The organism is Roseovarius nubinhibens ISM (assembly GCF_000152625.1).
GTDB lineage: Bacteria > Pseudomonadota > Alphaproteobacteria > Rhodobacterales > Rhodobacteraceae > Roseovarius > Roseovarius nubinhibens.
This window is the reverse complement of sequence record NZ_CH724156.1, coordinates 977,890-998,960: the sequence shown is the minus strand read 5'-3', so window position 1 is coordinate 998,960 and position 21,071 is coordinate 977,890. Positions and strand designations below refer to the sequence as shown.

The following is a 21,071-nucleotide window of genomic DNA, read 5'->3' as shown; positions in this document are numbered from 1 at the left end:
GGCGGGCCTAGTCTGGCCCATGGCCCTGCGCATGTTGATCCTGGCCTTTGCCGCCGCCCTGCTGCCCCTTGCGGGGCGGGCCGAGGAGGCGCCGGTGCGACTCTACGCGCCTGAGGCCTTGGTCGAAACAGGGATTTTCACCTATATCCTGCCGCGCTTTACGCTCAAGACCCGTATTCCTGTCGATTTGGTGGGGGCGGGCGACGCGGAAGTGCAGCTCGGCCCCGAGGGGCAGCCGGTGTTCGAGGGGCTGGGGCAGGTCTGGCATGTTGAGGCGCAAGGCACGCCCCGCGAGAACGCGGCGCGGTTTGCCGCGTGGCTTGGTGGCGAGGTGGGCGGGCGCACGGTGACCGCCTATGCGCCCGAGGGTGTGGCGCTGTTCCGCCTGCCCGAGATCGCAGAGCAGGCCGAAGCCGCGCCGGTCTATGAGGGCGATGCGCGGCTCGGACATGAGGTGTCGCGGGCGCAATGCGCGCGATGTCATGGCGTTGATCGGGCAACGCGCGGGGCGGGCATCGGATCGACGCCGAGTTTCGCGGTGCTGCGCGGCATGCCGGATTGGGAGCTGCGCTTCGCGGGGTTCTACACGCTCAACCCGCATCCGGCGTTCACCATCATCGACGAGGTCACCGAGCCCTTTCCCGAAGAGCGTCCGTCGCCCATCGTGCCGATCCGGCTCAGCCTCGAAGAGCTCGATGCGATGTTGGCCTATGTCGCGGCGATGGAGGCCGCGGACCTTGGAGCACCTCTCACCCATCAGTGATCGCGCCGCTTGGTGAAGTAATCTTCGGTGGTGCGGGGGCGCGGGCGGTCCTTGCCGGCGAAAGGGTTGTTCTCGGCGTGGTATTGCGCGCCGATGCGGCAATCGTCGCACATCTGGATCAGCTTGAGCCGTTCGGGATCGGCGAACATGCTGTGACCTTCGAGCTTTGCGGTGATCGCCTCGATGGTGGATTTCACGCCGAAGAGCGCGCCGCAGTCGATACAGGCAAAGGGTTCTTCCTCGTTGAGCACGGTCTGGGACAGCGCGGCATCGGTGAGGTCGAGCCGGGGCTCATAGGTGATCGCGTCCTCGGGGCAGATATTGGCGCAAAGGCCGCATTGCAGGCAGGCGTCCTCTTGGAAGCGGAGCTGTGGCAGGTCGGGATTGTCGCCGAGCGCGCCGGAGGGGCAGAGCGAGACGCAGGACAGGCAAAGCGTGCAGGCGTCGGTGTCGACGAGCACCGCGCCATAGGGCGCGCCCTCGGGCAGCGGCAGGTGATCGGTGCCGGGATGCAGCGCGCGGGCGGCCTGTCGGGCGATCTGGCGGCGGGTGCCGAGGGGGCGCTGTGGCGTGGCGACCGGTGCGGGCGCGGTTTCGGCATAGAGCGCGTCGGCCATGGCGTCGGGATCGGGCGTGTCCATGAGATGCACACTGTCCGGCCCGCCGATGGCGCGGGCCAGCGCCACCTGAGCCGCGAGCGCGTCGCGGTCGGCATGGGGGCCGGGCAGCAACGTGACGCTGGCAAAGCCCGCGGCGAGGGCGGCGACGGTTTCGGCATGGCCGAAAGCGCCGAGCGCGGAAATCTCGAGCGGGATCACATCGGCGGGCAGGCCGCGCCCGTGGCGGGCGGCGAGGCGGATCATCTCGGCCCCGTGGCTGTCATGGGCGAGAAGCCGGGGCGCGGTGCCGCCAGCGGCGAGATAGGCGCGGGCCAGCGTTTGCACCCGGCGCATGATGAGATCGACGGGGGGCGCGTCATAGCTGATCGCGCCGGAGGGGCAGGCGGCGGAACAGGCACCGCAGCCCGCGCAGACCATCGGGTCGATGGTGACATGATCGCCATCGGGGGTGATGGCCCCGGTCGGGCAGAGATCGAGACAGCGGGTGCAGCCGGTCTGTTCGGCGCGGCTATGGGCGCAGAGCAGCGGCTCGGTCCGCACGTAGAGCGGTTTTTCAAAGGTGCCGACGAGATGCGAGGCGGCGAGCACGGCGGCGGCCATGGCGGGCGGATGGTTGGGATCGGCGCGCAGATAGCCTTCGCGTTTCTCGGGCGCGGGAAAGAGCGGCGTGTCGCCACGCAGATCGAGCAGGATGTCGCATTGCGAGATCGCGCCATCGCGGGGATCGGTGAGGGTGAGGGGGCCGCGACCGCCGGGTTCGATCTGTTGGAAGGCGTCGATGACCACGTCGAACTGGCCCAGCGCACCCGAGGCGCGGCGCAGGTTGCCGGAGATCACGTCATAGGCGCGGCTGTCGGGGATGTCGCTGCCTGGGGGCAGGAGCACGGTGACGCCGAGATGGTCCTTGAGCTGTTCGGCGGCGGCGAGTGCCGCATCGGTTGCTCCAAGGATCAGGCAGAGACCTTCGGAGATCACGTCGAGCGTCTTTTCCGGGGCGGCGGGCAGGGCGGCCTCGGCAATCAGGGCGGACATTTTGGGCAGTTTGGAGGCGTTGTCCTCGCTCCAACCGGCGCGGTCGCGCAGGTCGAGCGTGGCGGGGGCGGGGTGGCCCAACTCGTCGGCGAGCGCCTCGAAAACGCGGGTCTCTTGGGTGCAGCAAAAAATTGCATCGCCCTCGGCCAAGGCGGCCGCGGCGCGGTCGAGCTGGGTGGTGCAGAGCGCCGAACAGGGCGCGCGCACGTTGTGGCCGGTGGCCTCGGAAAGCGCCTCGGAATCGATCTGCTGCGTGCCCAGACAAGAGCATGTTATCAATGAGTTGGCCAAGATTTTCTCCCATTCCGGCGCGCCGGTTTTTGCCCGTTTTTCGCGCCGTTCCAGCGGAAAGAAAGCCATGTTTCCGACCGTCCTACAACCGGTTTTCGGTGTCGCGGCGCTGGCGGTGGGGGCGGTCCCGGGCCAGCCGAGGTGATTCGCGGTGGGGTGATTCGCGCATCCTGCAGTGCAGCAAAAAATCCAAGGAAAACAGTCGGGTTAGACAAAAGGTCCGTGGTCGTCTTGGCGGGGGTCGGTGGCGGGCCATTTTGTCCGCCGGGGGGCCTATTGTGCGCCGCGGTACACATTTTGATTTGCGCCAAGGCGGGGTCGGGCGCAGTCTTGATGTCAGGGAGGAAGACTAGGACGTGATCCACAATCCTAACAGCTATAGGGTGATGCCGGTGGGCATCGTCCTAAGACGGTCGCCGGGTGTTACGCGCTGGGCGAAATGGGTGTGGACGGCGTCTGCGGTTCTGCCGGGGGCCGGGCCTGCCGATTGGCGCGAGCTGCGCCGTGATGGCGAGGCGGCCGAGTTTCATGCCGCGACCGAGATGCTCGAGCTGCATGGGGCGGAGACGGAGGCCTATCTGCATGGGCTGACCGCCGAGATCCCGAGCCTTTATGTGATCATGCGCGAGACGGCGGGGGAGTGCCCTCTCGAGATCGTGCAGATCACCGCCTCGCCCTATGAGGCGCAGGATTACACCGACAGTGGCGAAGAGATCGTCGAAAAGGTGCCGATGCCGCATGGGCTGGTGGCCTGGGTGCGGGATTTCGTCGAAGAGTTTCATCAGGACGAGATTTTCGTGAAGCGCAAGCGCGACAAGAAACGCATCGACATTGTCGAGGACGGGGTCGGCGATCCGCGCATCGACAAGGCGGCGGATATCTATGCCTCGCCGAGCCTCAAGCGGAGGCGGTTGCAATGAGCCGTGATTTCTGGAGCCGACGTCGGGCCGCTGTCGAGGCCGAGAGCCAGGCGCAGGCGCAGGCACTGAGCGAGGCCGAGCTGGCGGCGCAGGAGGCGGCGCTCGAGGCGCGGGAGGATGACGAGATCCTCGCCGAGCTGGAGCTGCCCGCGCCCGAGACGTTGGAGACGCCGGAAGCGGTGCGCAATTTCCTCAAATCGGCGCTGCCGATGCGGCTGCGCAACCGGGCGCTGCGGCAGCTCTGGGGGATGAACCCGACCTTGGCCAATCTCGACGGGCTGGTTGATTATGGCGAGGATTTCACCGACAGCGCCACCGTGGTCGCCAATATGCAGACCATCTATGAGGTGGGGCGCGGCATGGTGAAACGGGCGCTTGATCTGCCCGAGGAGGACGCGCCGGAGGCGGAGGCCTTGGTGGCCGAGGCTGAGGCGGAGCCCGAGGTGTTGGCGGCGCTGGACGAGGAGGCCGAGGAGTTGGCCGAGGGGCTTGCCGGGGCGGCGGCGGAAGACGCGGTGCCCGGCGAGGGGACCGCCCCAGATGTCGCAGACCAGAGACCCCAAGAGACAGACAATTTTGCCGATGCGCCTGAGCCGATGCCCGCCCCGTCGCGGCGGATGCGGTTCAGCTTTGCGCAGGATGCCGGCGTGGAAAGGACAGCATGAGTTCAGCGAGCACCTCAGAGGTCAAAGCCAACCCCGCCATTGCGGCGGAGGACCGGCTGCGGGCCGATCTCTATAATTTCATCGGTCTGCTTTTGGCGGGGCCGCCGGATCAGATGCTGCTCGACCAGACGGCGGCGCTTCAGGGTGATGAGAGCGAGTTGGGCCAAGCGGTCAGCGCGCTGGCCAAGATGGCGAAGCTGTCCAAACCCAAGGCGGTGGAGAGCGAGTTCAACCGGCTGTTCATCGGGCTCGGGCGGGGCGAGTTGCTGCCGTTTGCGAGCTATTACCTGACCGGGTTTCTCAATGAGAAGCCGCTGGCGCTCTTGCGGCAGGACATGTCGGCGCGGGGGCTGGCGCGGTCGGAGACGGTGTTCGAGCCGGAGGACAGTATCGCGAGCCTGATGGAGATGATGGGCGCGATGATCGTGGGCCGGTTTGGCCCGCCCGCCGATCTGGCGCAGCAAAAGGCGTTCTTCGGGCGCCATATCGGCCCTTGGGCCGGGCATTTCTATGCCGATCTCGAAGGCGCGAAGAATTCGGTTTTCTACGCGCCGGTGGGCACGGTGGGGCGGCATTTCATGGCGATCGAGGCGGAAGCCTTTCGCATGAGCGCCGGATAGGACGTGAACCGCGGGGCAACCCGCAAACGAGCGGCGGGCAACCGTCGGAACCATGGAGGAGGACCCGATATGAGCGAGGAAAAAGAGGCCACACGCCGCGATTTCCTGAAGCTGGCGGGCACCGCGGCGCCTGTGGCGGCCGTGGCCGTGGCCAGTGGCACCACAAGTGCCGAGGCCGCCGAGCCGGACCTGTCGTCGAACAAGATGCAGGATACGGCCCATACCCGCGCCTATCTCGCATCCGCGAGATTCTAAGCACGAGGTGAGGCCCGGCGACGCCCGGACCTTGTGAACCCGGCCATAGGCGACTGGTTGCGTGACGCCCGACTGCCCAAGGCCATGAACCTAACCAAGCAAGCCCGGCCCCAGGCCGAGTTGGCAAGGGAGATGAAACCATGTTGAGGAAAAAGACCAACGGGGTTGCGCGACGCCCCCAACGGACAAGTATCCTTTCCGAGGCAGCCAATGCCTCGGTGGACCGCCGCGCGTTTCTGCGCGGTTCGGGTCTGGCCATCGGGGGTCTGACGGCGATTGCCGCGACAGGCGGCACCGTGACCCAGGCCAGCGCCGCAGGCGCGGTGACCGGTAAGGTCGATCTGAAGAAATCCGTCTGCACCCATTGCTCGGTCGGCTGTACGGTCGTGGCCGAAGTGGCGGGCGGTGTCTGGGTTGGGCAGGAGCCCGGTTGGGACAGCCCGTTCAACCTTGGCAGCCATTGCGCCAAAGGGGCCTCGGTGCGCGAGCACGCCCATGGCGAGCGCCGTCTCAAATACCCGATGAAGAAAGAGGGTGGAGAGTGGAAGCGCATCAGCTGGGAGCAGGCGATCAACGAGATCGGCGACCAGATGGAAGGCATCCGCGAGGAAAGCGGCCCGGACAGTGTCTATTGGCTCGGTTCGGCGAAGCATTCGAACGAGCAGGCCTATCTGTTCCGCAAATTCGCCGCCTATTGGGGGACGAACAACGTCGACCACCAGGCGCGGATCTGCCATTCGACCACCGTGGCCGGTGTGGCGAACACATGGGGCTACGGCGCCATGACCAACAGCTACAACGACATCCACAATTCCAAGGCCATTTTCATCATCGGCGGCAACCCGGCGGAGGCGCACCCCGTCTCGCTCTTGCATGTGCTGAAGGCCAAGGAGCAGAACAACGCGCCGCTGATCGTCTGTGATCCGCGGTTCACCCGTACGGCGGCCCATGCCGATGAATATGTGCGGTTCCGTCCGGGATCGGACGTGGCGCTGATCTGGGGTATTCTCTACCACATCTTCGAGAACGGCTGGGAGGATAAGGAATTCATCCGCACCCGTGTCTGGGGGATGGATCAGATCCGCGAAGAGGTGGCCAAGTGGACGCCCGAGGAAGTCGAGCGGGTCACCGGCACGCCGGGTAGCCAGCTCAAGCGGGTGGCGATGACGCTCGCCAACAACCGTCCCGGCACCGTGATCTGGTGCATGGGTGGCACGCAGCACACCAATGGCAACAACAACACCCGTGCCTACTGCATCCTGCAGCTGGCGCTGGGCAACATGGGTGTCGAAGGCGGCGGGACCAACATCTTCCGTGGCCATGACAACGTGCAGGGCGCGACCGATGTCGGCGTGCTGAGCCACACCCTGCCGGGCTATTACGGTCTGTCGGCCGGGGCCTGGGCGCATTGGGCGCGGGTCTGGGAAGAAGATTCCGAATGGCTCTCCAATCGGTTTGCCAAGGTCACCGGCGCCGATGGCAAGGAGAAGTCGCTTCAGAACCTCACCGGCATCCCGGTGTCGCGCTGGATCGACGGGGTGCTGGAAGATCCCGCGAACACCGACAACCCGGACAAGGTGCGGGCGATGGTGCTCTGGGGGCATGCGCCCAACTCGCAGACCCGGATGACGGAAATGAAGACCGCGATGGAGAAGCTGGACATGCTGGTCGTGATCGACCCGTATCCCACCGTCTCGGCGGTGCTGCATGACCGGACCGATGGCGTCTATCTGCTGCCGGCGGCCACCCAGTTCGAAACCCGTGGCTCTGTCACCGCTTCGAACCGGTCGCTGCAATGGCGCGAGCAGGTGGTTGATCCGCTGTTCGAATCGAAGCCCGATCACGAGATCATCGCGCTGTTTGCCAAGAAGTTCGGGTTCCACGACCGGCTCTTCCGCAATATCGAGCTGGAAGAGGACGGGCTGACCCCGAATGTCGAGGACACGCTGCGCGAGATCAATCGCGGCATGTGGACCATCGGCTATACCGGGCAATCGCCGGAGCGGCTCAAGCTGCATATGGAGAACCAGCACACGTTCGATCGCACCACGCTGCGCGCCAATGGCGGGCCGGCGGATGGCGATTTCTACGGTCTGCCATGGCCGGCATGGGGCACGCCCGAGATGAAGCATCCCGGCACGCCCAACCTCTATGACATGTCGAAGCCGGTGGCCGAAGGCGGTCTGTGCTTCCGCGCCCGGTTTGGCGTGGAGCGCGATGGCGACAACCTGTTGGCCGAAGGGGTGTCGAACCCCGGGGCGGAAATTCAGGACGGCTACCCCGAGTTCACCTATCAGATGCTGGTGGATCTCGGTTGGGACGGCGACCTGACGGATGCCGAGAAACGGTCGATTGCCAAGGTGGCCGGTGTCGATGTGGCCGGTGACGTGGGTCAGAGCGACGACGGTGAGGACAAGACCACCGAAGGCGCGCAGCTCACCCAGCCCAGTGGTGAACAAGGCGCGGCGGAAGAGGTCGGCGAACAGTCGATGTCGCCTTTCCCGTCCGACTTCAACGAGCGGGCCTCGACGATCAACTGGAAGACCGACCTGTCGGGCGGCATCCAGCGGGTCGCGATCAAGCATGGCTGTGCGCCCTTTGGCAATGCCAAGGCGCGGGCCGTGGTCTGGACCTTCCCGGACCCGGTTCCGAAGCACCGTGAGCCGCTCTACACCAACCGGCGTGACCTGGTGGAAGACTATCCCACCTATGAGGACCGCAAGTTCTATCGTCTTCCGACGCTCTATGCGTCGATCCAGAAGCAGGACTTTTCCAAGGACTACCCGATCATTCTGACCTCGGGGCGTCTGGTGGAATACGAGGGCGGCGGGGATGAAACCCGGTCGAACCCGTGGCTGGCCGAATTGCAGCAGGACATGTTCGTCGAGATCAACCCGCGTGACGCCAACAACCTTGGTGTGCGGGACGGCGCGCAGGTCTGGGTCGAAGGCCCGGAAGGCGGCAAGGTCAAGGTGATGGCGATGGTGACCGAACGGGTGGGCGAAGGCGTGGCCTTCATGCCCTTCCACTTTGGCGGCCATTTCCAGGGCGAGGACCTCAGGTCGAAATACCCGGATGGGGCAGACCCCTATGTTCTGGGGGAATCGACCAACACGGCCCAGACCTATGGCTATGACAGCGTGACCCAGATGCAGGAGACCAAAGCGACTCTCTGCAAGATCATGCCAGCGTAAGGAGGACATCCAATGGCTAGAGCAAAGTTCCTGTGTGACGCCGAACGCTGCATCGAGTGCAACGCCTGTGTCACCGCCTGTAAGAACGAACACGAAGTGCCCTGGGGCATCAACCGCCGTCGGGTGGTGACGATCCAGGACGGCAAGCCGGGCGAGCGGTCGATTTCGGTCGCTTGCATGCATTGTTCGGACGCGCCCTGTATGGCGGTCTGTCCGGTCGATTGCTTTTACCAGACCGAGGAGGGCGTTGTTCTGCACTCCAAGGATCTGTGCATCGGTTGCGGCTATTGTTTCTACGCGTGCCCCTTTGGCGCGCCGCAATATCCGCAGGCGGGCAATTTCGGCAGCCGTGGCAAGATGGACAAATGCACCTTCTGTGCCGGGGGCCCCGAGGAGAACAACAGCCAGGCTGAGTTCGACAAATACGGGCGCAACCGGATCGCCGAGGGCAAATTGCCGATCTGTGCGGAAATGTGTTCCACCAAGGCCCTGCTGGCGGGGGATGGCGATGTCGTGTCGGCCATCTACCGCGAGCGCGTGGTCGCCCGCGGCTTTGGCTCGGGCGCCTGGGGTTGGGGCACAGCCTATGACCAGAAGGGCGGCTAAGCCGGTCCAAGGGACGGGGGGCCGCGTGCCGCCCGTCCACAGTCTTTTCCAAGGGCGCGCGTGGCCAGGGGCTGCGCGCGTGCCTTCGCCGCAATTCAGGAGACAGACATGTTCCGCCATCTGACGGCATTGATGATGCTTGTTCTGCTGGGGATGAGCCTGCCCGCGCCCGCGACGGCGCAGGGCACCGCCCCGGCCCCCGACCGTTCCGCCACCGGCGGCGCGCAAACCCTTGAGGATATTCTGGCCCGGCAGCGTGGCGAGAAGATCGACGATTCCTTCCGGCGCGATGCCACCGGGGGCGAAGCCCAGAGCGCGCCGGGGCTCGGCCCGCTCGGCGGGGCGTCGGATTCGGAGATCTGGCGGGCGCTTCGTTACAACGAGGCCGATACCCGCGCCTCGGCGGGCGGCGAGCTTGGCCAGGTTCTGGTGCAGGATGGCGGCATGCGCTGGCTTCTTTTCCGCGAAGGGCCGCTGTTGAAATATGGTGGGTGGCTCTTATTGGGGACGATGGCGCTCTTGGCGCTGTTCTACCTGCTGCGGGGCCGGGTGCGGGTCGATGCCGAGGCCACCGGCCGCACGATCACGCGGTTCCAGTTCTTTGAGCGGTTTTCCCATTGGCTCCTGGCCGGGTCGTTCATCCTCTTGGGGCTGACCGGGCTGTTGACCCTGATGGGGCGGAAATTCATCGCGCCCTATATGGGCAAGGAGTTCAACGCCAACCTGCTGGTGGCGTCGAAATTCATCCATAACAACGTAGCCTGGGCCTTTATGCTGGGGCTGATCTTCGTCTTTGTCCTCTGGGTCTGGCACAATATTCCGAACCGCAGCGACCTGACATGGTTTGCCCAAGGTGGCGGTATTGTCGGCAAGAAGCACCCGCCGGCGAAGAAGTTCAACGCAGGGCAAAAGATCGTTTTCTGGTCGGTGATCCTGCTCGGCGCGTCGATCTCGGCTTCGGGGCTGTCGCTGCTCTTTCCCTTCGAAATGCCGCTCTTTGCAAAGAGTTTCGGCATTCTCAACGATATCGGGGTGATGGGCTGGATCGGGCAGGAGCCGCTGCCGACCCATCTCGCGCCGCAAGAAGAGATGCAATATGCGCAGCTCTGGCACGCCATCGTGGCGTTCGTCCTGATGGCGGTGATCATCGCGCATATCTATATCGGGACGCTCGGTATGGAAGGCGCGCTTGATGCGATGACCAGTGGCGAGGTGGACGAGGCCTGGGCCAAGCAGCACCATTCCATCTGGCTCGACGAGGTGAAGGCCAAGGAGGCCGAGGGTGCCTCGCGCACGGCGACGCCTGCGGAATAGAGCGATGCGGGCGCCGCTGATGGGGATAGTGGCGGGAACGCTCTGCGCCGGGCTGGTCTCGGCGCAGGAGTTCACCACGCTCAAGGGCCATGGCGGGCCGATCATGGGGCTGGCGGTGGATGGCGCGGGCCGTGTCGCCAGCGCCAGTTTCGACAATTCCGTGGGGCTCTGGCAGGGGCGCGTGCCCGAATGGCTCGAGGGGCATGACGCGGCGGTGACAGCGCTGGCGCTCGGGACGGGCGGTGTTCTGGTCAGTGGCGGCGATGATTTCGCGGTGCGCCAGTGGGTGCCCGAAGAGCGGCTGCTCGGTCAGCACGCGGGCAAGGTGGCGGCGTTGGCGATCAGCCCGGATGGGCAATGGGTGGCCAGCGGCGGCTGGGACGGGGCGGTGCATCTTTGGCCGCTGGGTGCAGGCGTGGCGCGGGAATTGCCGCGGCCCGGCGCTGGGGTAAACGATCTTGGGTTCTCGGAGGATGGCGGCACGCTCTATGCGGCGACGCAGGCGGGGGCGCTGATGCGCTATGAGCTGGCGGGCGAGGCGGTGCCACTGCCGCTGTTGCAGCATGGGTTCGGGATCAATCAGCTCGTCGTGACAAGGGATTGGATCGCCTATGGGGCGGTCGATGGCGGCACGCGGGTGATCGGCCATGACGGGGCGGAAATCGCGGATTTCACCCTTGATCGGCGGCCCATCTTGTCGCTCGACCATCACGCCGAGAGCGGCCAATTGGCGGTGGGCGACGGGCAGGGCTATATCATGATCCTCGACACTGAGCGCTGGCAGATTTCCCGCGATTTCCGGGCGATGCGCGAGGGGCCGGTCTGGTCACTGGCGTTTTCAGGCGATGGCGAGATGATCTATGCGGGCGGCATCGAGGATGTGATCTATGGCTGGCCCATGGCGCTTCTTGATACGTTCGAGCCGGCGGGGGACGGCGGGCGCAGTTTCCTGCGCGATCCCGAGACCATGCCCAATGGCGAGCGGCAGTTCATGCGCAAATGTTCGATCTGTCACACGCTCGAGCCGGGGCCGTCGCGCAGGGCGGGGCCGACGCTCGCGGGGGTGTTCGGGCGGCGCGCGGGCACGGTGCCGGGATATGGCTATTCGCCAATCCTGCAAGGGTCGGATATCATCTGGGATGACGCGAGCATCGATGCCCTGTTCGACAGCGGCCCCGACCATTATATTCCGGGCTCCAAGATGCCCATGCAGGTGATCCAGAACCCCGAGGACCGGGCCGATTTGATCGCCTTTCTCAAACAGGCAAGCAGGAAAGAGACACAAGAATGAAAGCCATCCTAACCGGATTTATCGCCATCGCCCTGATTTCGGTGGCGGCCTATTACGCGCTCAACGGCGTCGGCTATTCCTCGCAGGACAAGTTTTCCAGCGACAGCGTCCGGGTGGAGTGAGCGCGCGGCATGGACACCGCCAAGATCACCGACAGTGACAGCCCGGATGACATCGGCACCAAGCTCGCCGGGGCATCGGTGCTTGTCGTCGATGACGAGCCGGGGATGCGCAATTTCCTGACCAAGATCCTCGGGCCACGGGTCAAGCGGGTCGAGCAGGCAGCATCGCCGCGCGAGGCGACGCAGAAGCTCGACGAGGCGCATTTCGATCTGGTGATCGTGGACAATGTGATGCCCGAGGTGACCGGGCTCAACTGGGTGATCGAGCAGCGGCGCAAAGGGTTTTTCGCCGATACGATCCTGATCACCGCCTATGCCGATCTCGAGACCGCGATCACCGCGCTGCGTGCCGGGGTCAGCGATTTCGTTCTCAAACCGTTTCGAGCCAATCAGATACTCAGCGCGGTGGAGCGCACGCTTGATCGCAAATATCTGCGGCGGGACAATGTGCTCTTGCGGCGCGAGCTGCATGGCGGGGCCGAGCGCGGGCCGCTTTTGGGCAAGTCGGAGGCGCTGCGCGAGGTGCGCGGCATGCTGTCCAAGCTTGCACCGCTGCCGACGCCGTTGCTGTTTACCGGCGAGAGCGGCACCGGCAAGGAATTGGCGGCGCGGCAGCTGCATGATCTGTCGGACCGCGCCGAGGCGCCCTTTGTGGCGGTCAATTGCGCGGCCATTTCGCCCGAGCATATGGCGGCCGAGCTCTTTGGGACGATCACCGAGACCGGGAGGCTCAAGCCCGGGCTGTTGCTCTTGGCCGATGGCGGGACGCTGTTTCTCGACGAGGTGGCGCAGATGCCGGGGCCGATGCAGGCGGCGCTCTTGCGGGTGCTGGAGGATCAGCGGATCCGGCCGGTGGGGGCGGAGCGAGAGATCCCTCTCAACCTGCGGTTTCTCTTTGCCACCAATGCCGATTTGCCGGCCGCGGTCAGCGCCGGGCATTTCCGCGCCGATCTCTATCACCGGATCAATGTGGTCGAAATCACCATGCCGCCGCTGCGCGAGCGGTCGGAGGATATTGTCGAGCTGGCGGCGCTCTTCATGCGGCAGTTTTCCACGGCGCTGGGCATGCCGGCGCTCGAGCTTGATGAGGAAACCCTGCTCAAGCTGCGGCGCTATGACTGGCCGGGGAATGTGCGCGAGCTCAAGAATATGATCGAGCGGTCGGTGATCCTCGGGGCGTTTCCCGAAGAGTTCGCCGGGCAGGGCCGGGTCACGGGGAGCCGGGCGCTCGAGACGCTCGATCTGGTGACCCAGCGGCATATCTTGCATGTGCTCGACCTCTGCGAGGGCAACCGGGCCGAGGCGGCGCGGCGGCTTGGGGTGTCGCGCAAGACCATCGACCGCAAGATGGCGGCATGGTCGGAGTGAAGCACCGGAGTTTGCGCGGGCGGTCGGGGCTGGCTAGGCTGGCCGCGACGCCACGCCGGAGCCTGCGATGAAATCCGTCCGCCTGCGCCTCTTGTTTCTGGCGCTTGCCCCTCTTGTGATCCTGATGCCGCTGCTGTTGCTTCTGGGCATGACGCGGTGGAACGCGGATTACGACAAGGTGCTCATCGCCAATGTGGAAAGCGATCTGCGCATCGCCGAGCAATATCTGGCGCGGCTGATGGCAGGGACCGGCAATGATCTGCGGGCGGTGACGGATTCGGTCGAGTTTGCGCAAGTCATGGCCGGGGGCGAGGCGGCACGACGCAGCTATTTCCGTGAGAAACGTGACGCGCTGGGGCTCGATTTTCTCTATTACCTGCCCCGTGCCGATGCCGGGCCGCATGCGGCGCGCTGGCCTGTGGTTGCGGCGGCCATGGCCGGAGAGCCGGAAACCCAGATCGATATATTTCCGCCCGAGCTCTTGGAAGGGTTGCAGCCGGGGCTGGCGGCGCGGGCGCGGGTGCCGCTCATTGCGACGGAGGCGGCTGTGCCCACCACGCGCGAGGTGGAAGATCGGGGGATGGTCGTGCACGCGGCGAGCCCGGTGATGCTCGCGGGGCGCGAAGGGGTGTTGGTCGGGGGCATATTGCTCAACCGGAACCTGCAGTTCATCGATACGATCAATGCGCTGGTTTATCTCAACGCGGTGACTGGTGGCGATCGGCAGGGGACGGCGACGCTCTTTCTCGAGGATGTGCGGATCTCGACCAATGTGCGGCTCTTCGAGGATGTGCGTGCGTTGGGCACGCGGGTGTCGGCGGCGGTGCGGGGGGCGGTTCTCGACGAGGGGCGGACCTGGCTCGACCGGGCGTTTGTGGTCAACGATTGGTATGTCTCGGCCTATATGCCGATCACCGACAGTTTCGGGGCGCGGGTGGGGATGCTCTATGTCGGGTTTCTCGAGGCGCCCTTTGCGGCGGCGAAGCGCGCGGCCTATGTCTGGATGATGGCGGCCTTTGCTGCGGTGCTGCTCTTGTCCGTGCCGATTTTCCTGTGGCTGGCCAAGGGGATATTCGCGCCGCTCGAGCGGATGACCCAGACCATGCGCGATGTCGGGCGCGGCAATCTCTCGGCGCGCAATGGCGATGTGGGGGCGCGGGACGAGATCGGGCAGGTGGCCGGGCATCTCGACGATCTGCTCGATCAGGTGCAGGACCGCGACCGGCGGCTCAGGGCGTGGAACGAAGAGCTTAACACGCGGGTCGATCAGCGCACCGCCGAGCTGCGGGCGGCGAATGCAAAGCTCGAAGAGACGTTTCAGCAGCTGGTGATGAGCGAAAAGCTCGCCTCGATCGGCGAGATCACCGCCGGGGTGGCGCATGAGATCAACAACCCGGTGGCGGTGATCCAAGGCAATATGGACGTGGTGCGCGAAGTGCTGGGCGAGGCGGCGCGGCCGGTGGCGACCGAGATCGATCTCGTCGACCGGCAGGTCGGGCGCATTCAGGCGATTGTCGGCAAGCTCTTGCAATTCGCGCGGCCGAACGAGTTTTCCGACTGTGCCGAGATGGTCGATCTGCGTCCAGTGGTGGAGGACAGTCTGGTGCTTGTCGGGCATGTGATCGCCAAGGGGCGGATCACGGTCGAGACCGAGTTTGGCCCGGCGCCTTGGGTGCGGATTTATCCCGGTGAGCTGCAGCAGGTGATCATCAACCTGATCATGAACGCGGTGCAGGCGATGGGCGGGGCGGGGACGCTCTGGCTCGCGCTGTCGGAGGCGGCGCGCGAGGGGCGTCGCGGCGCGCAGATCGTGGTGCGCGACAGCGGGCCGGGCATTCCCGAGGACAAGATCGCGGCGGTGTTCGACCCGTTCTTTTCGACGAAACAGGCCGAGGGGACGGGGCTCGGCCTGTCGATTTCGCAGACGCTGGTGCAGAATGCCGGTGGGCTTATCTCGGTGCGCAACCATCCCGACGGCGGGGCCGAGTTCCGGGTCTGGCTGCCCGCCGTGGAGGAGGAGAGCCCGCCGTTATGAGCCGCTCTCGGTCGGGGCAGGGCCAACGGAGGCGAGCCAGGCGGCGACATCGGCGGCATCCTCTGCCTTGAGCTTTTGGGTCATCCGGGTGCGCGCGCCATTGTCGTCGAGCGTGGTTTTTACAAAGCCCACCGGGTCTTGCATGAATTCGGTGAAATTCTCCGCGTCCCAAACAAAGCCGGTTTCGCCCAGCGCCTGCATGGCAGAGCTATAGCGGAAATCGGTGCCCGCGGCGGGGCGGCCGATCAGCCCGTAGAGATTGGGGCCGGCCTTGCCGCCCTTGAAGATCACCCGGTCCCCATCGGCAACCGTGTGGCAGGCGCGGCATTTCTTGAAGGCCTTTTCGCCCGCCTCCGGATCCCCTTCGGCATGAAGGGGCAGGGTGGTCAGGGCAAGGGCGATCAGGCTGGCAAAGCTCAGGCGAACGGTCATGGGTGTCTCCTCCGGGCTGGCGTGTGGCGTTGAGGGTGGGCCATTCGGGCGGTTGGATCAACCAGCAGGTTTGTCGCATGTGGGATCGGCGGCAAAGACGGCGTCGAAGGTGCGGCGCAGGGCGAGATCGACATCCTCCATCACCACCGGCAGACCGAGATCGACGAGGCTCGTGACGCCATGGTCGGTGATGCCGCAGGGCACGATGCCGGTGAAATGATCGAGATCGGGTTCGACATTGATCGAGATGCCGTGAAAGCTCACCCATTTGCGCAGGCGGATGCCGATGGCGGCGATCTTGTCCTCTTGCGGTGCGCCGGTGGCGGTCAGCGGCTTGTCACTGCGGGTGACCCAGACGCCGACGCGCCCGTCGCGGATTTCGCCGCGAATGTTGAATTCATCGAGCGTGGCGATCACCCAGGCCTCGAGCTGACGGACGAAACAGCGCACGTCGCGGCCACGGGCACCGACGTCGAGCATGACATAGACGACGCGCTGGCCGGGGCCGTGATAGGTGTATTGTCCGCCGCGTTTCGACGTATGCACGGGGAATCGGTCGGGATCGGTGAGATCCTCGGGCCGGGCCGATGTGCCAGCGGTGTAGAGCGGCGGGTGTTCGACCAGCCAGATACATTCGCGGGCCTCGCCCCGGGCGATGGCCTCGGCCCGGTCCTCCATGAAACGTACCGCCTCGTCATAGCCGGTGAGGCCCGGGGTGGTGATCCATTCCGGGGAGGCGGGCTGGGCAGGGTCAGATTGGGCAGGGGACTTGAGGGGCTGTGACATGGCAGGCAATCCGGGGTGAGAAACCATGCCTGTCATAGCGCATGGCGCGGGGAATTACAGCACCGCGAAAAAGGTGCATTTTACCCCTTTTCAATGCCGCGCACCTGTCCTATACGCCGGGAACCAATCCACGTGCGGTCGTGGCGGAATTGGTAGACGCGCAGCGTTGAGGTCGCTGTGGGGTAACACCCGTGGAAGTTCGAGTCTTCTCGACCGCACCATTTTTCTCTGGATGTATATCCTGATGAGGCCCGCCATTGGTGGGCCTTTTGCCTTTGGGCGGCATGCCGGTTTGAGCGGTGGCGGCGATTTGCTATGCTCTGGGCAGGATGTGGAGGGGGCGCGATATGAACAGGCGAAATCTGTTGGCGGCGGGCGGGGCGGCCGGGCTTGCGGCAATGGCCGGGCGCGGATTTGCGGCGGGGGCCGAGGGCTACGCTGTGCCGCCGGAAGAGGCGCCCCATGCGCGCAGTTTCATGCAATGGCCGGTAAACCGGAAGGTCCATCCCGATCCCGTTTTCCTCGATATGGCGCAACAGACCATCGCGGATATTGCCAATAGTATCGCAGAGTTCGAGCCGGTGATCCTGCTGGCGGACAAGGCCGACCATGCGCGTGCGCGCAAAAAGCTCTCGGCGCGGGTCGAGCTGTGGGACATTCCCACCGAGGATCTGTGGTGCCGCGACGCCGGGCCGATTTTCGTCGTCAATGGCGCGGGCGATCTGGCGGTCAGCCATATTCAGTTCAATGGCTGGGGCGAGAAACAGGTCCACGCGCACGATGCGCAGATTGCGGCGCGTGTGGCCGAGCGGCTTGGTCTGCGGCTCTTGCCAAGCGGGCTGCGCGGCGAGGCGGGCGGTGTCGAACAGGACGGGCACGGGCTTTTGCTGGCGCATGAAAGCAGCTGGGTGAATGACAATCGCAACCCGGGCCTCTCGCGTGACGAGATCGAGGCGCGGCTTTTGGCGGCCTATGGCGCGGAGAGGATGATCTGGTCGGACGGGGTCTGGGGCGAGGACATCACTGATTACCACATCGACAGTCTGGCGCGGTTCACCGGGCCGGGGCGGGTGTTGATCAACCTGCCGGATGATCCGGATATGGGCGATCCGTTCCATCTGGCGGCGCTTGGCACCTATGACCGTCTGCTGGCCGAGGGCCTAACCGTCGAGGTGATCCCCGAGCCGCATCGGCGGCGGATCAAGAGCCTCGATTTCGTGGCGTCCTATGCGAATTACTATGTGTGCAACGGGGCGGTCATTGCGGCGGAATTCGGGGATCGCGAGGCTGATGAGATCGCGCGCGCGGCCCTGGCCCGGCATTATCCCGGGCGCGAGATCGTGACGCTCAATGTCGATCCGCTCGGCGAGATGGGCGGTGGCATCCATTGCGCGACGCAACAGATGCCAGCCGTCTGATCATTCCGCCGCGTGGCGGGCGGGGGGCTTGGCGATGAGGCCGAGATAGCCCTCGTAAAAGCTCTGGATGCCCCATTCCATCGGGTTGAGCGGGCCGGGTTGGAAGAATTGCGAATTCACGCCTTCCTGATTGTGGCGGATGATCCGTTCATCATCCAGCGAGGTCACATGCCAGAGCCAAGTGAGCGCGTCGACGTCATAGTCGCGGCCCTCTTCGGCGTCTTCATGGACGAGCCAGACGATCTGAATATCCGTCTCTTGCAGCCCGCGCGGCACAAAGCGGTAGCCCACCACGTGATCGGCATAGATCAGGAAATTGTTGAGCGGGCCGATCTGCAGGTCGGTCGCGCCGCCGTCAAGGCCGGTCAGATCGCCGAGCAGCGGGGCGAGCGCGGTGCCGTCGCGCGAGCCGGTTTCGAACCCGTCATAGAGCGGGTAGCGCCGATAGTAGGTGTCGGCCCCGGCACCGCCCGCGGCCGCGCCGCTCGTGTGATAGATGTCGGTGGGCAGGCCGATGGCGGCAGAGCGGGCCTGTAGAGGCTCCATCAGCCCTTCCATCTCATGCGGCGCCTTGAGCGTGTGCGAGCGTGCGTATTCCTTGTGAGACGGCGCGCAGTGGTAGCATTCCATGTAGTTTTCAACCGCGAGCTTCCAGTTGGCGGGCACCGGGTAGCTGGCGCTATGGGCGATCTTGAGCCGGTCGAGCCCGAAGGGCGCGGTGAGCGGCGCGAGATCGGCCAGACCGGCGTCGATGGGCGGGGCGTCGGCGCTGGCACAGACGAAGATCAGCCCTTGGAAGACCCGGAGCTGGGCCGGGAAGAGCCCCCATTTGCCGGGGTCGAAATCGGGGCCCATGGCGCGGCCCGAGCGGAGCTGACCCGACAGCTCGAAGGTCCAGGCGTGATAGGGGCAGACGAGAACGCGGGCATTGCCGGAACTCTCGGTGCAAACGCGCGAGCCGCGATGGCGGCAGACGTTGAGATGGGCATGCAGCGCGCCCTCTTTGTCGCGCACCACGATGATCGATTCCTGCCCGTAATCGAAGGTGATGTAATCGCCGGGATTGGGCAGCTGGCTTTCATGGCCGACCCAGATCCAGCTCTGGTTCCAATAGGCGGCGATGTCGTAATCATAGATGTCCTGCCGCGTGTAGAACTCGCGGGGCAGGGCGAGCCCGTCTTGGTGGCGGGCGATGAGCGTGTCGAGATCGGAGGGACGGTTCATGGCTGTGTCTCTTCGCTAAGGTCGGTGATTTCACGGCGGAAGAGGTTGCGATCCACTTCTGCCGGGTCGGCTTCAAAACTGCGGGCGGCCAGATGGCCGTGATAGACCGCATCGGCGATGAGCGCGGGCATCGCCGCGTCGCCGATGAGGTCGAGCGTGGTCAGATCGCCGCGCGCCTTGAGCGCCTCATAGAGCGCGGTCTCGCGGTGGCGTTCGGTGACCAGGAGGGCGGCGTCGCAGGGGATGTCCTCTTCGCGGCCCGAATAGGTGCAGGCGACGCGCATCGATCCGGCGTCGACCGCGGTCAGTTGCCGGGTCACATGCAGGCTGACGCCCATCTCGATCAGGCGCGATTGCACGCGGTGCTGTTCGAGGGTGAGATCGGTCCAGGTCGAGACCATGAGGCCGGGGGTGATGAGGCTGACCTCATAGCCCTCCTGCACGAGCTTTTCCGCCAGAACGCCCGCGATATAGATCTGGTCGTCATCATAGATCGCGATGCGACCCTTGGGCGGCAGGTGGCCTGCCATGATGTCATCGGGGGTATAGATGGAGGCGTCAGGGGCGATGCGGGGCGGGCTGCGCAGGGTGGTGCGGCCGATCCCGTCGCGCCGCCACTTGGCCCCGGTGGCGATGAAGACATTGGGAATGCCAAGCTCGGCCACCGCGTCGGCGTCGAGCGGGCTGTCGGTGAAGAGATCGACATTGCCGCGCTGGCGCAGTTCGTTGAGGCGGTAATCGGCCACGCGTTTCCAGGCGCCGAGCCCGGGCAGGGCGCTTTCGCGGGTCACGCGACCGCCCAGCTCAGGACCCGCCTCGGCCAGCGTCACCGCATAGCCGCGCCGCGCCAGTTGCAGCGCGCATTCGAGGCCTGCCGGCCCGCCGCCGACGACGAGTGCCGCCTCTTCGCGGCCCTTGGGGGCGATCTTTTCCGGATGCCAGCCGCGCCGCCATTCCTCGCCCATGGTCGGGTTCTGGGTGCAGCGGATCGGCACGCCCTGGGTGTCGGCGCTCACGCAGATGTTGCAGCCGATACATTCGCGGATTTCGTCGATGCGGCCCTCTTCGATCTTCTTGGGCAGGAAGGGATCGGCGATGGAGGGGCGGGCGGCGCCGATCAGATCGACGATCCCCTTGCGGACCATCGAGACCATCAGATCGGGCGAGGTCAGACGGCCAACGCCGACCACCGGTTTGTCGCCCACCACCTTTTTGACGAAGGAGATATAGTCGTTCTGATAGCCGTCCTGGGGCTGAAACCGGGTGGTCATGGAATCATTGGCCCATTCGCAGACATTCACGTCCCAGAGATCGGGCAGATCCTTGAGCATCTCGACCACGGCGCGGCCTTCTTCGGCGGCCTGCATGCCATCGGCACCAAGCATTTCGTCCACGGCAAAACGGAAGGCCACGGCGCAATCATCGCCCACCGCCTCGCGGGTGTCTTCGAGCAATTCGCGGGTGAGCCGCACGCGGTTTTCGAGCGAGCCGCCATATTCGTCGCTGCGCTGGTTCATATGGGGCAGCATGAAATGCTGGGCGAGGGTCATATTGTGACCGGCATAGACATAGATGATGTCAAAGCCTGCATCGCGGGCGCGCAGGGCGGCGTCGCGGTGCCAGCGGCGGAAATCGCGGATGTCGGATTTGTCCATGGCGCGGGCCTGTTTCGGCAGCGCATAGCTCAGCGACATATCGGAGGGAGCGAAGATCGGCCCGCGGGTGAGCAGGTTCTGCGCGTGGTTGCCATTGTGGACAAGCTCGATCGCGGCGAGCGAGCCCTTGTCATGCACGGCATCGGTGATGAGGCGCAGGGCGGGGATGTCGCGGGCGTCCCAGATGCGGTTCTCGGCAAAGGGCGACAGGTCCGAGGTCGGGTGAATTTCCGCCTCCTGGGTGGACACGACGGCCCAGCCGCCTTCGGCCTTCATGGCGCGATTGGCGGCCTCGGCGCGGGGGCGCACATGGCCCATGCCGTTGCAATGGGGCACTTGGTAGAAGCGGTTCCGGGCCGTAACAGGGCCAATCTTTACAGGGTCGAACAAAAGGGAATAGGGGCTCGCCTGGGTCATCCGCGATCCTGCAACAAGAGGTGGTATTGGGCGCGCCGGGGCC

18 protein-coding genes and 1 tRNA gene are annotated in these 21,071 nt (G+C 65.2%); 14 read left to right on the top strand and 5 right to left on the bottom strand.

Going from position 1 to position 21,071, the window contains the following annotated elements:
• Nucleotides 1–31 precede the first annotated feature (31 nt).
• Nucleotides 32–763: a cytochrome c gene (locus tag ISM_RS04855; protein WP_254655648.1), complete on the top strand. Its 732-nt coding sequence runs from the start codon at nucleotides 32–34 to the stop codon at nucleotides 761–763.
• Here the strand turns inward: ISM_RS04855 and ISM_RS04850 are convergent.
• On the bottom strand, nucleotides 757–2,706 hold the full coding sequence (locus tag ISM_RS04850) for a 4Fe-4S binding protein (protein WP_040618328.1): 1,950 nt from the start codon (nucleotides 2,704–2,706) through the stop codon (nucleotides 757–759). The genes ISM_RS04855 and ISM_RS04850 overlap by 7 nt on opposite strands.
• A 386-nt stretch (nucleotides 2,707–3,092) precedes the next feature.
• Here ISM_RS04850 and ISM_RS04845 point away from each other — a divergent pair, with 386 nt between their 5' ends.
• The 11 genes from ISM_RS04845 to ISM_RS04800 all read left to right on the top strand — a co-directional run bounded on the left by ISM_RS04845 (nucleotide 3,093) and on the right by ISM_RS04800 (nucleotide 15,096).
• Nucleotides 3,093–3,626, top strand: a complete 534-nt coding sequence (locus ISM_RS04845; RefSeq protein ID WP_040617857.1) for a DUF3305 domain-containing protein — start codon at nucleotides 3,093–3,095, stop codon at nucleotides 3,624–3,626.
• On the top strand, nucleotides 3,623–4,291 hold the full coding sequence (locus ISM_RS04840) for a DUF3306 domain-containing protein (protein WP_009813002.1): 669 nt from the start codon (nucleotides 3,623–3,625) through the stop codon (nucleotides 4,289–4,291). The genes ISM_RS04845 and ISM_RS04840 overlap by 4 nt, the downstream gene beginning before the upstream one ends.
• Entirely contained in the window at nucleotides 4,288–4,911 is a 624-nt protein-coding gene (locus ISM_RS04835; protein WP_009813001.1) for a TorD/DmsD family molecular chaperone, read from the top strand. The genes ISM_RS04840 and ISM_RS04835 overlap by 4 nt, the downstream gene beginning before the upstream one ends.
• A 69-nt stretch (nucleotides 4,912–4,980) precedes the next feature.
• Nucleotides 4,981–5,166 (top strand): twin-arginine translocation signal domain-containing protein, encoded by a 186-nt coding sequence (locus ISM_RS04830; RefSeq protein WP_009813000.1) that lies wholly within the window; start codon nucleotides 4,981–4,983, stop codon nucleotides 5,164–5,166.
• 140 nt (nucleotides 5,167–5,306) lie between these two features.
• Nucleotides 5,307–8,360 carry a formate dehydrogenase subunit alpha gene (locus ISM_RS04825; RefSeq protein ID WP_040617856.1) on the top strand — a complete coding sequence of 1,018 codons (3,054 nt, stop codon included), beginning with the start codon at nucleotides 5,307–5,309 and terminating at the stop codon, nucleotides 8,358–8,360.
• 12 nt (nucleotides 8,361–8,372) lie between these two features.
• Nucleotides 8,373–8,966 (top strand): formate dehydrogenase FDH3 subunit beta, encoded by a 594-nt coding sequence (fdh3B, locus tag ISM_RS04820; RefSeq protein ID WP_040617855.1) that lies wholly within the window; start codon nucleotides 8,373–8,375, stop codon nucleotides 8,964–8,966.
• A gap of 108 nt (nucleotides 8,967–9,074) precedes the next feature.
• A complete protein-coding gene (locus ISM_RS04815) occupies nucleotides 9,075–10,280 on the top strand; it encodes a formate dehydrogenase subunit gamma (protein WP_009812997.1) in 1,206 nt (401 codons plus the stop codon).
• Nucleotides 10,281–10,284: 4 nt separating this feature from the next.
• Nucleotides 10,285–11,571 carry a c-type cytochrome gene (locus ISM_RS04810; RefSeq protein WP_009812996.1) on the top strand — a complete coding sequence of 429 codons (1,287 nt, stop codon included), beginning with the start codon at nucleotides 10,285–10,287 and terminating at the stop codon, nucleotides 11,569–11,571.
• The gene (locus tag ISM_RS18585) at nucleotides 11,568–11,693 is read left to right on the top strand and encodes a hypothetical protein (RefSeq protein ID WP_009812995.1); all 126 of its coding nucleotides are present in this window, start codon (nucleotides 11,568–11,570) and stop codon (nucleotides 11,691–11,693) included. Before ISM_RS04810 ends, ISM_RS18585 begins: the two co-directional genes overlap by 4 nt.
• A 9-nt stretch (nucleotides 11,694–11,702) precedes the next feature.
• The gene (locus ISM_RS04805; protein WP_009812994.1) at nucleotides 11,703–13,061 is read left to right on the top strand and encodes a sigma-54-dependent transcriptional regulator; all 1,359 of its coding nucleotides are present in this window, start codon (nucleotides 11,703–11,705) and stop codon (nucleotides 13,059–13,061) included.
• 67 nt (nucleotides 13,062–13,128) lie between these two features.
• Nucleotides 13,129–15,096, top strand: coding sequence for a sensor histidine kinase (locus ISM_RS04800; protein ID WP_009812993.1), 1,968 nt, complete (start codon nucleotides 13,129–13,131; stop codon nucleotides 15,094–15,096).
• Here ISM_RS04800 and ISM_RS04795 read toward each other — a convergent pair.
• Together ISM_RS04795 and lipB are read right to left on the bottom strand one after the other, a co-directional pair.
• Nucleotides 15,091–15,528 (bottom strand): c-type cytochrome, encoded by a 438-nt coding sequence (locus ISM_RS04795; RefSeq protein WP_009812992.1) that lies wholly within the window; start codon nucleotides 15,526–15,528, stop codon nucleotides 15,091–15,093. The two genes, ISM_RS04800 and ISM_RS04795, sit on opposite strands and share 6 nt — an antisense overlap.
• A 57-nt stretch (nucleotides 15,529–15,585) precedes the next feature.
• Nucleotides 15,586–16,314: a lipoyl(octanoyl) transferase LipB gene (gene lipB / locus ISM_RS04790; protein ID WP_009812991.1), complete on the bottom strand. Its 729-nt coding sequence runs from the start codon at nucleotides 16,312–16,314 to the stop codon at nucleotides 15,586–15,588.
• A gap of 134 nt (nucleotides 16,315–16,448) precedes the next feature.
• Between lipB and ISM_RS04785 the strand changes: the two genes are divergently transcribed.
• A tRNA-Leu gene (locus ISM_RS04785) sits at nucleotides 16,449–16,535 on the top strand.
• 126 nt (nucleotides 16,536–16,661) lie between these two features.
• Entirely contained in the window at nucleotides 16,662–17,732 is a 1,071-nt protein-coding gene (locus ISM_RS04780; protein ID WP_009812990.1) for an agmatine deiminase family protein, read from the top strand.
• Here the strand turns inward: ISM_RS04780 and ISM_RS04775 are convergent, their stop codons facing one another.
• Nucleotides 17,733–18,956, bottom strand: coding sequence for an aromatic ring-hydroxylating oxygenase subunit alpha (locus tag ISM_RS04775; RefSeq protein ID WP_009812989.1), 1,224 nt, complete (start codon nucleotides 18,954–18,956; stop codon nucleotides 17,733–17,735).
• Nucleotides 18,953–21,028 carry an FAD-dependent oxidoreductase gene (locus ISM_RS04770; RefSeq protein ID WP_083780903.1) on the bottom strand — a complete coding sequence of 692 codons (2,076 nt, stop codon included), beginning with the start codon at nucleotides 21,026–21,028 and terminating at the stop codon, nucleotides 18,953–18,955. Before ISM_RS04770 ends, ISM_RS04775 begins: the two co-directional genes overlap by 4 nt.
• Nucleotides 21,029–21,071 lie beyond the last annotated feature (43 nt).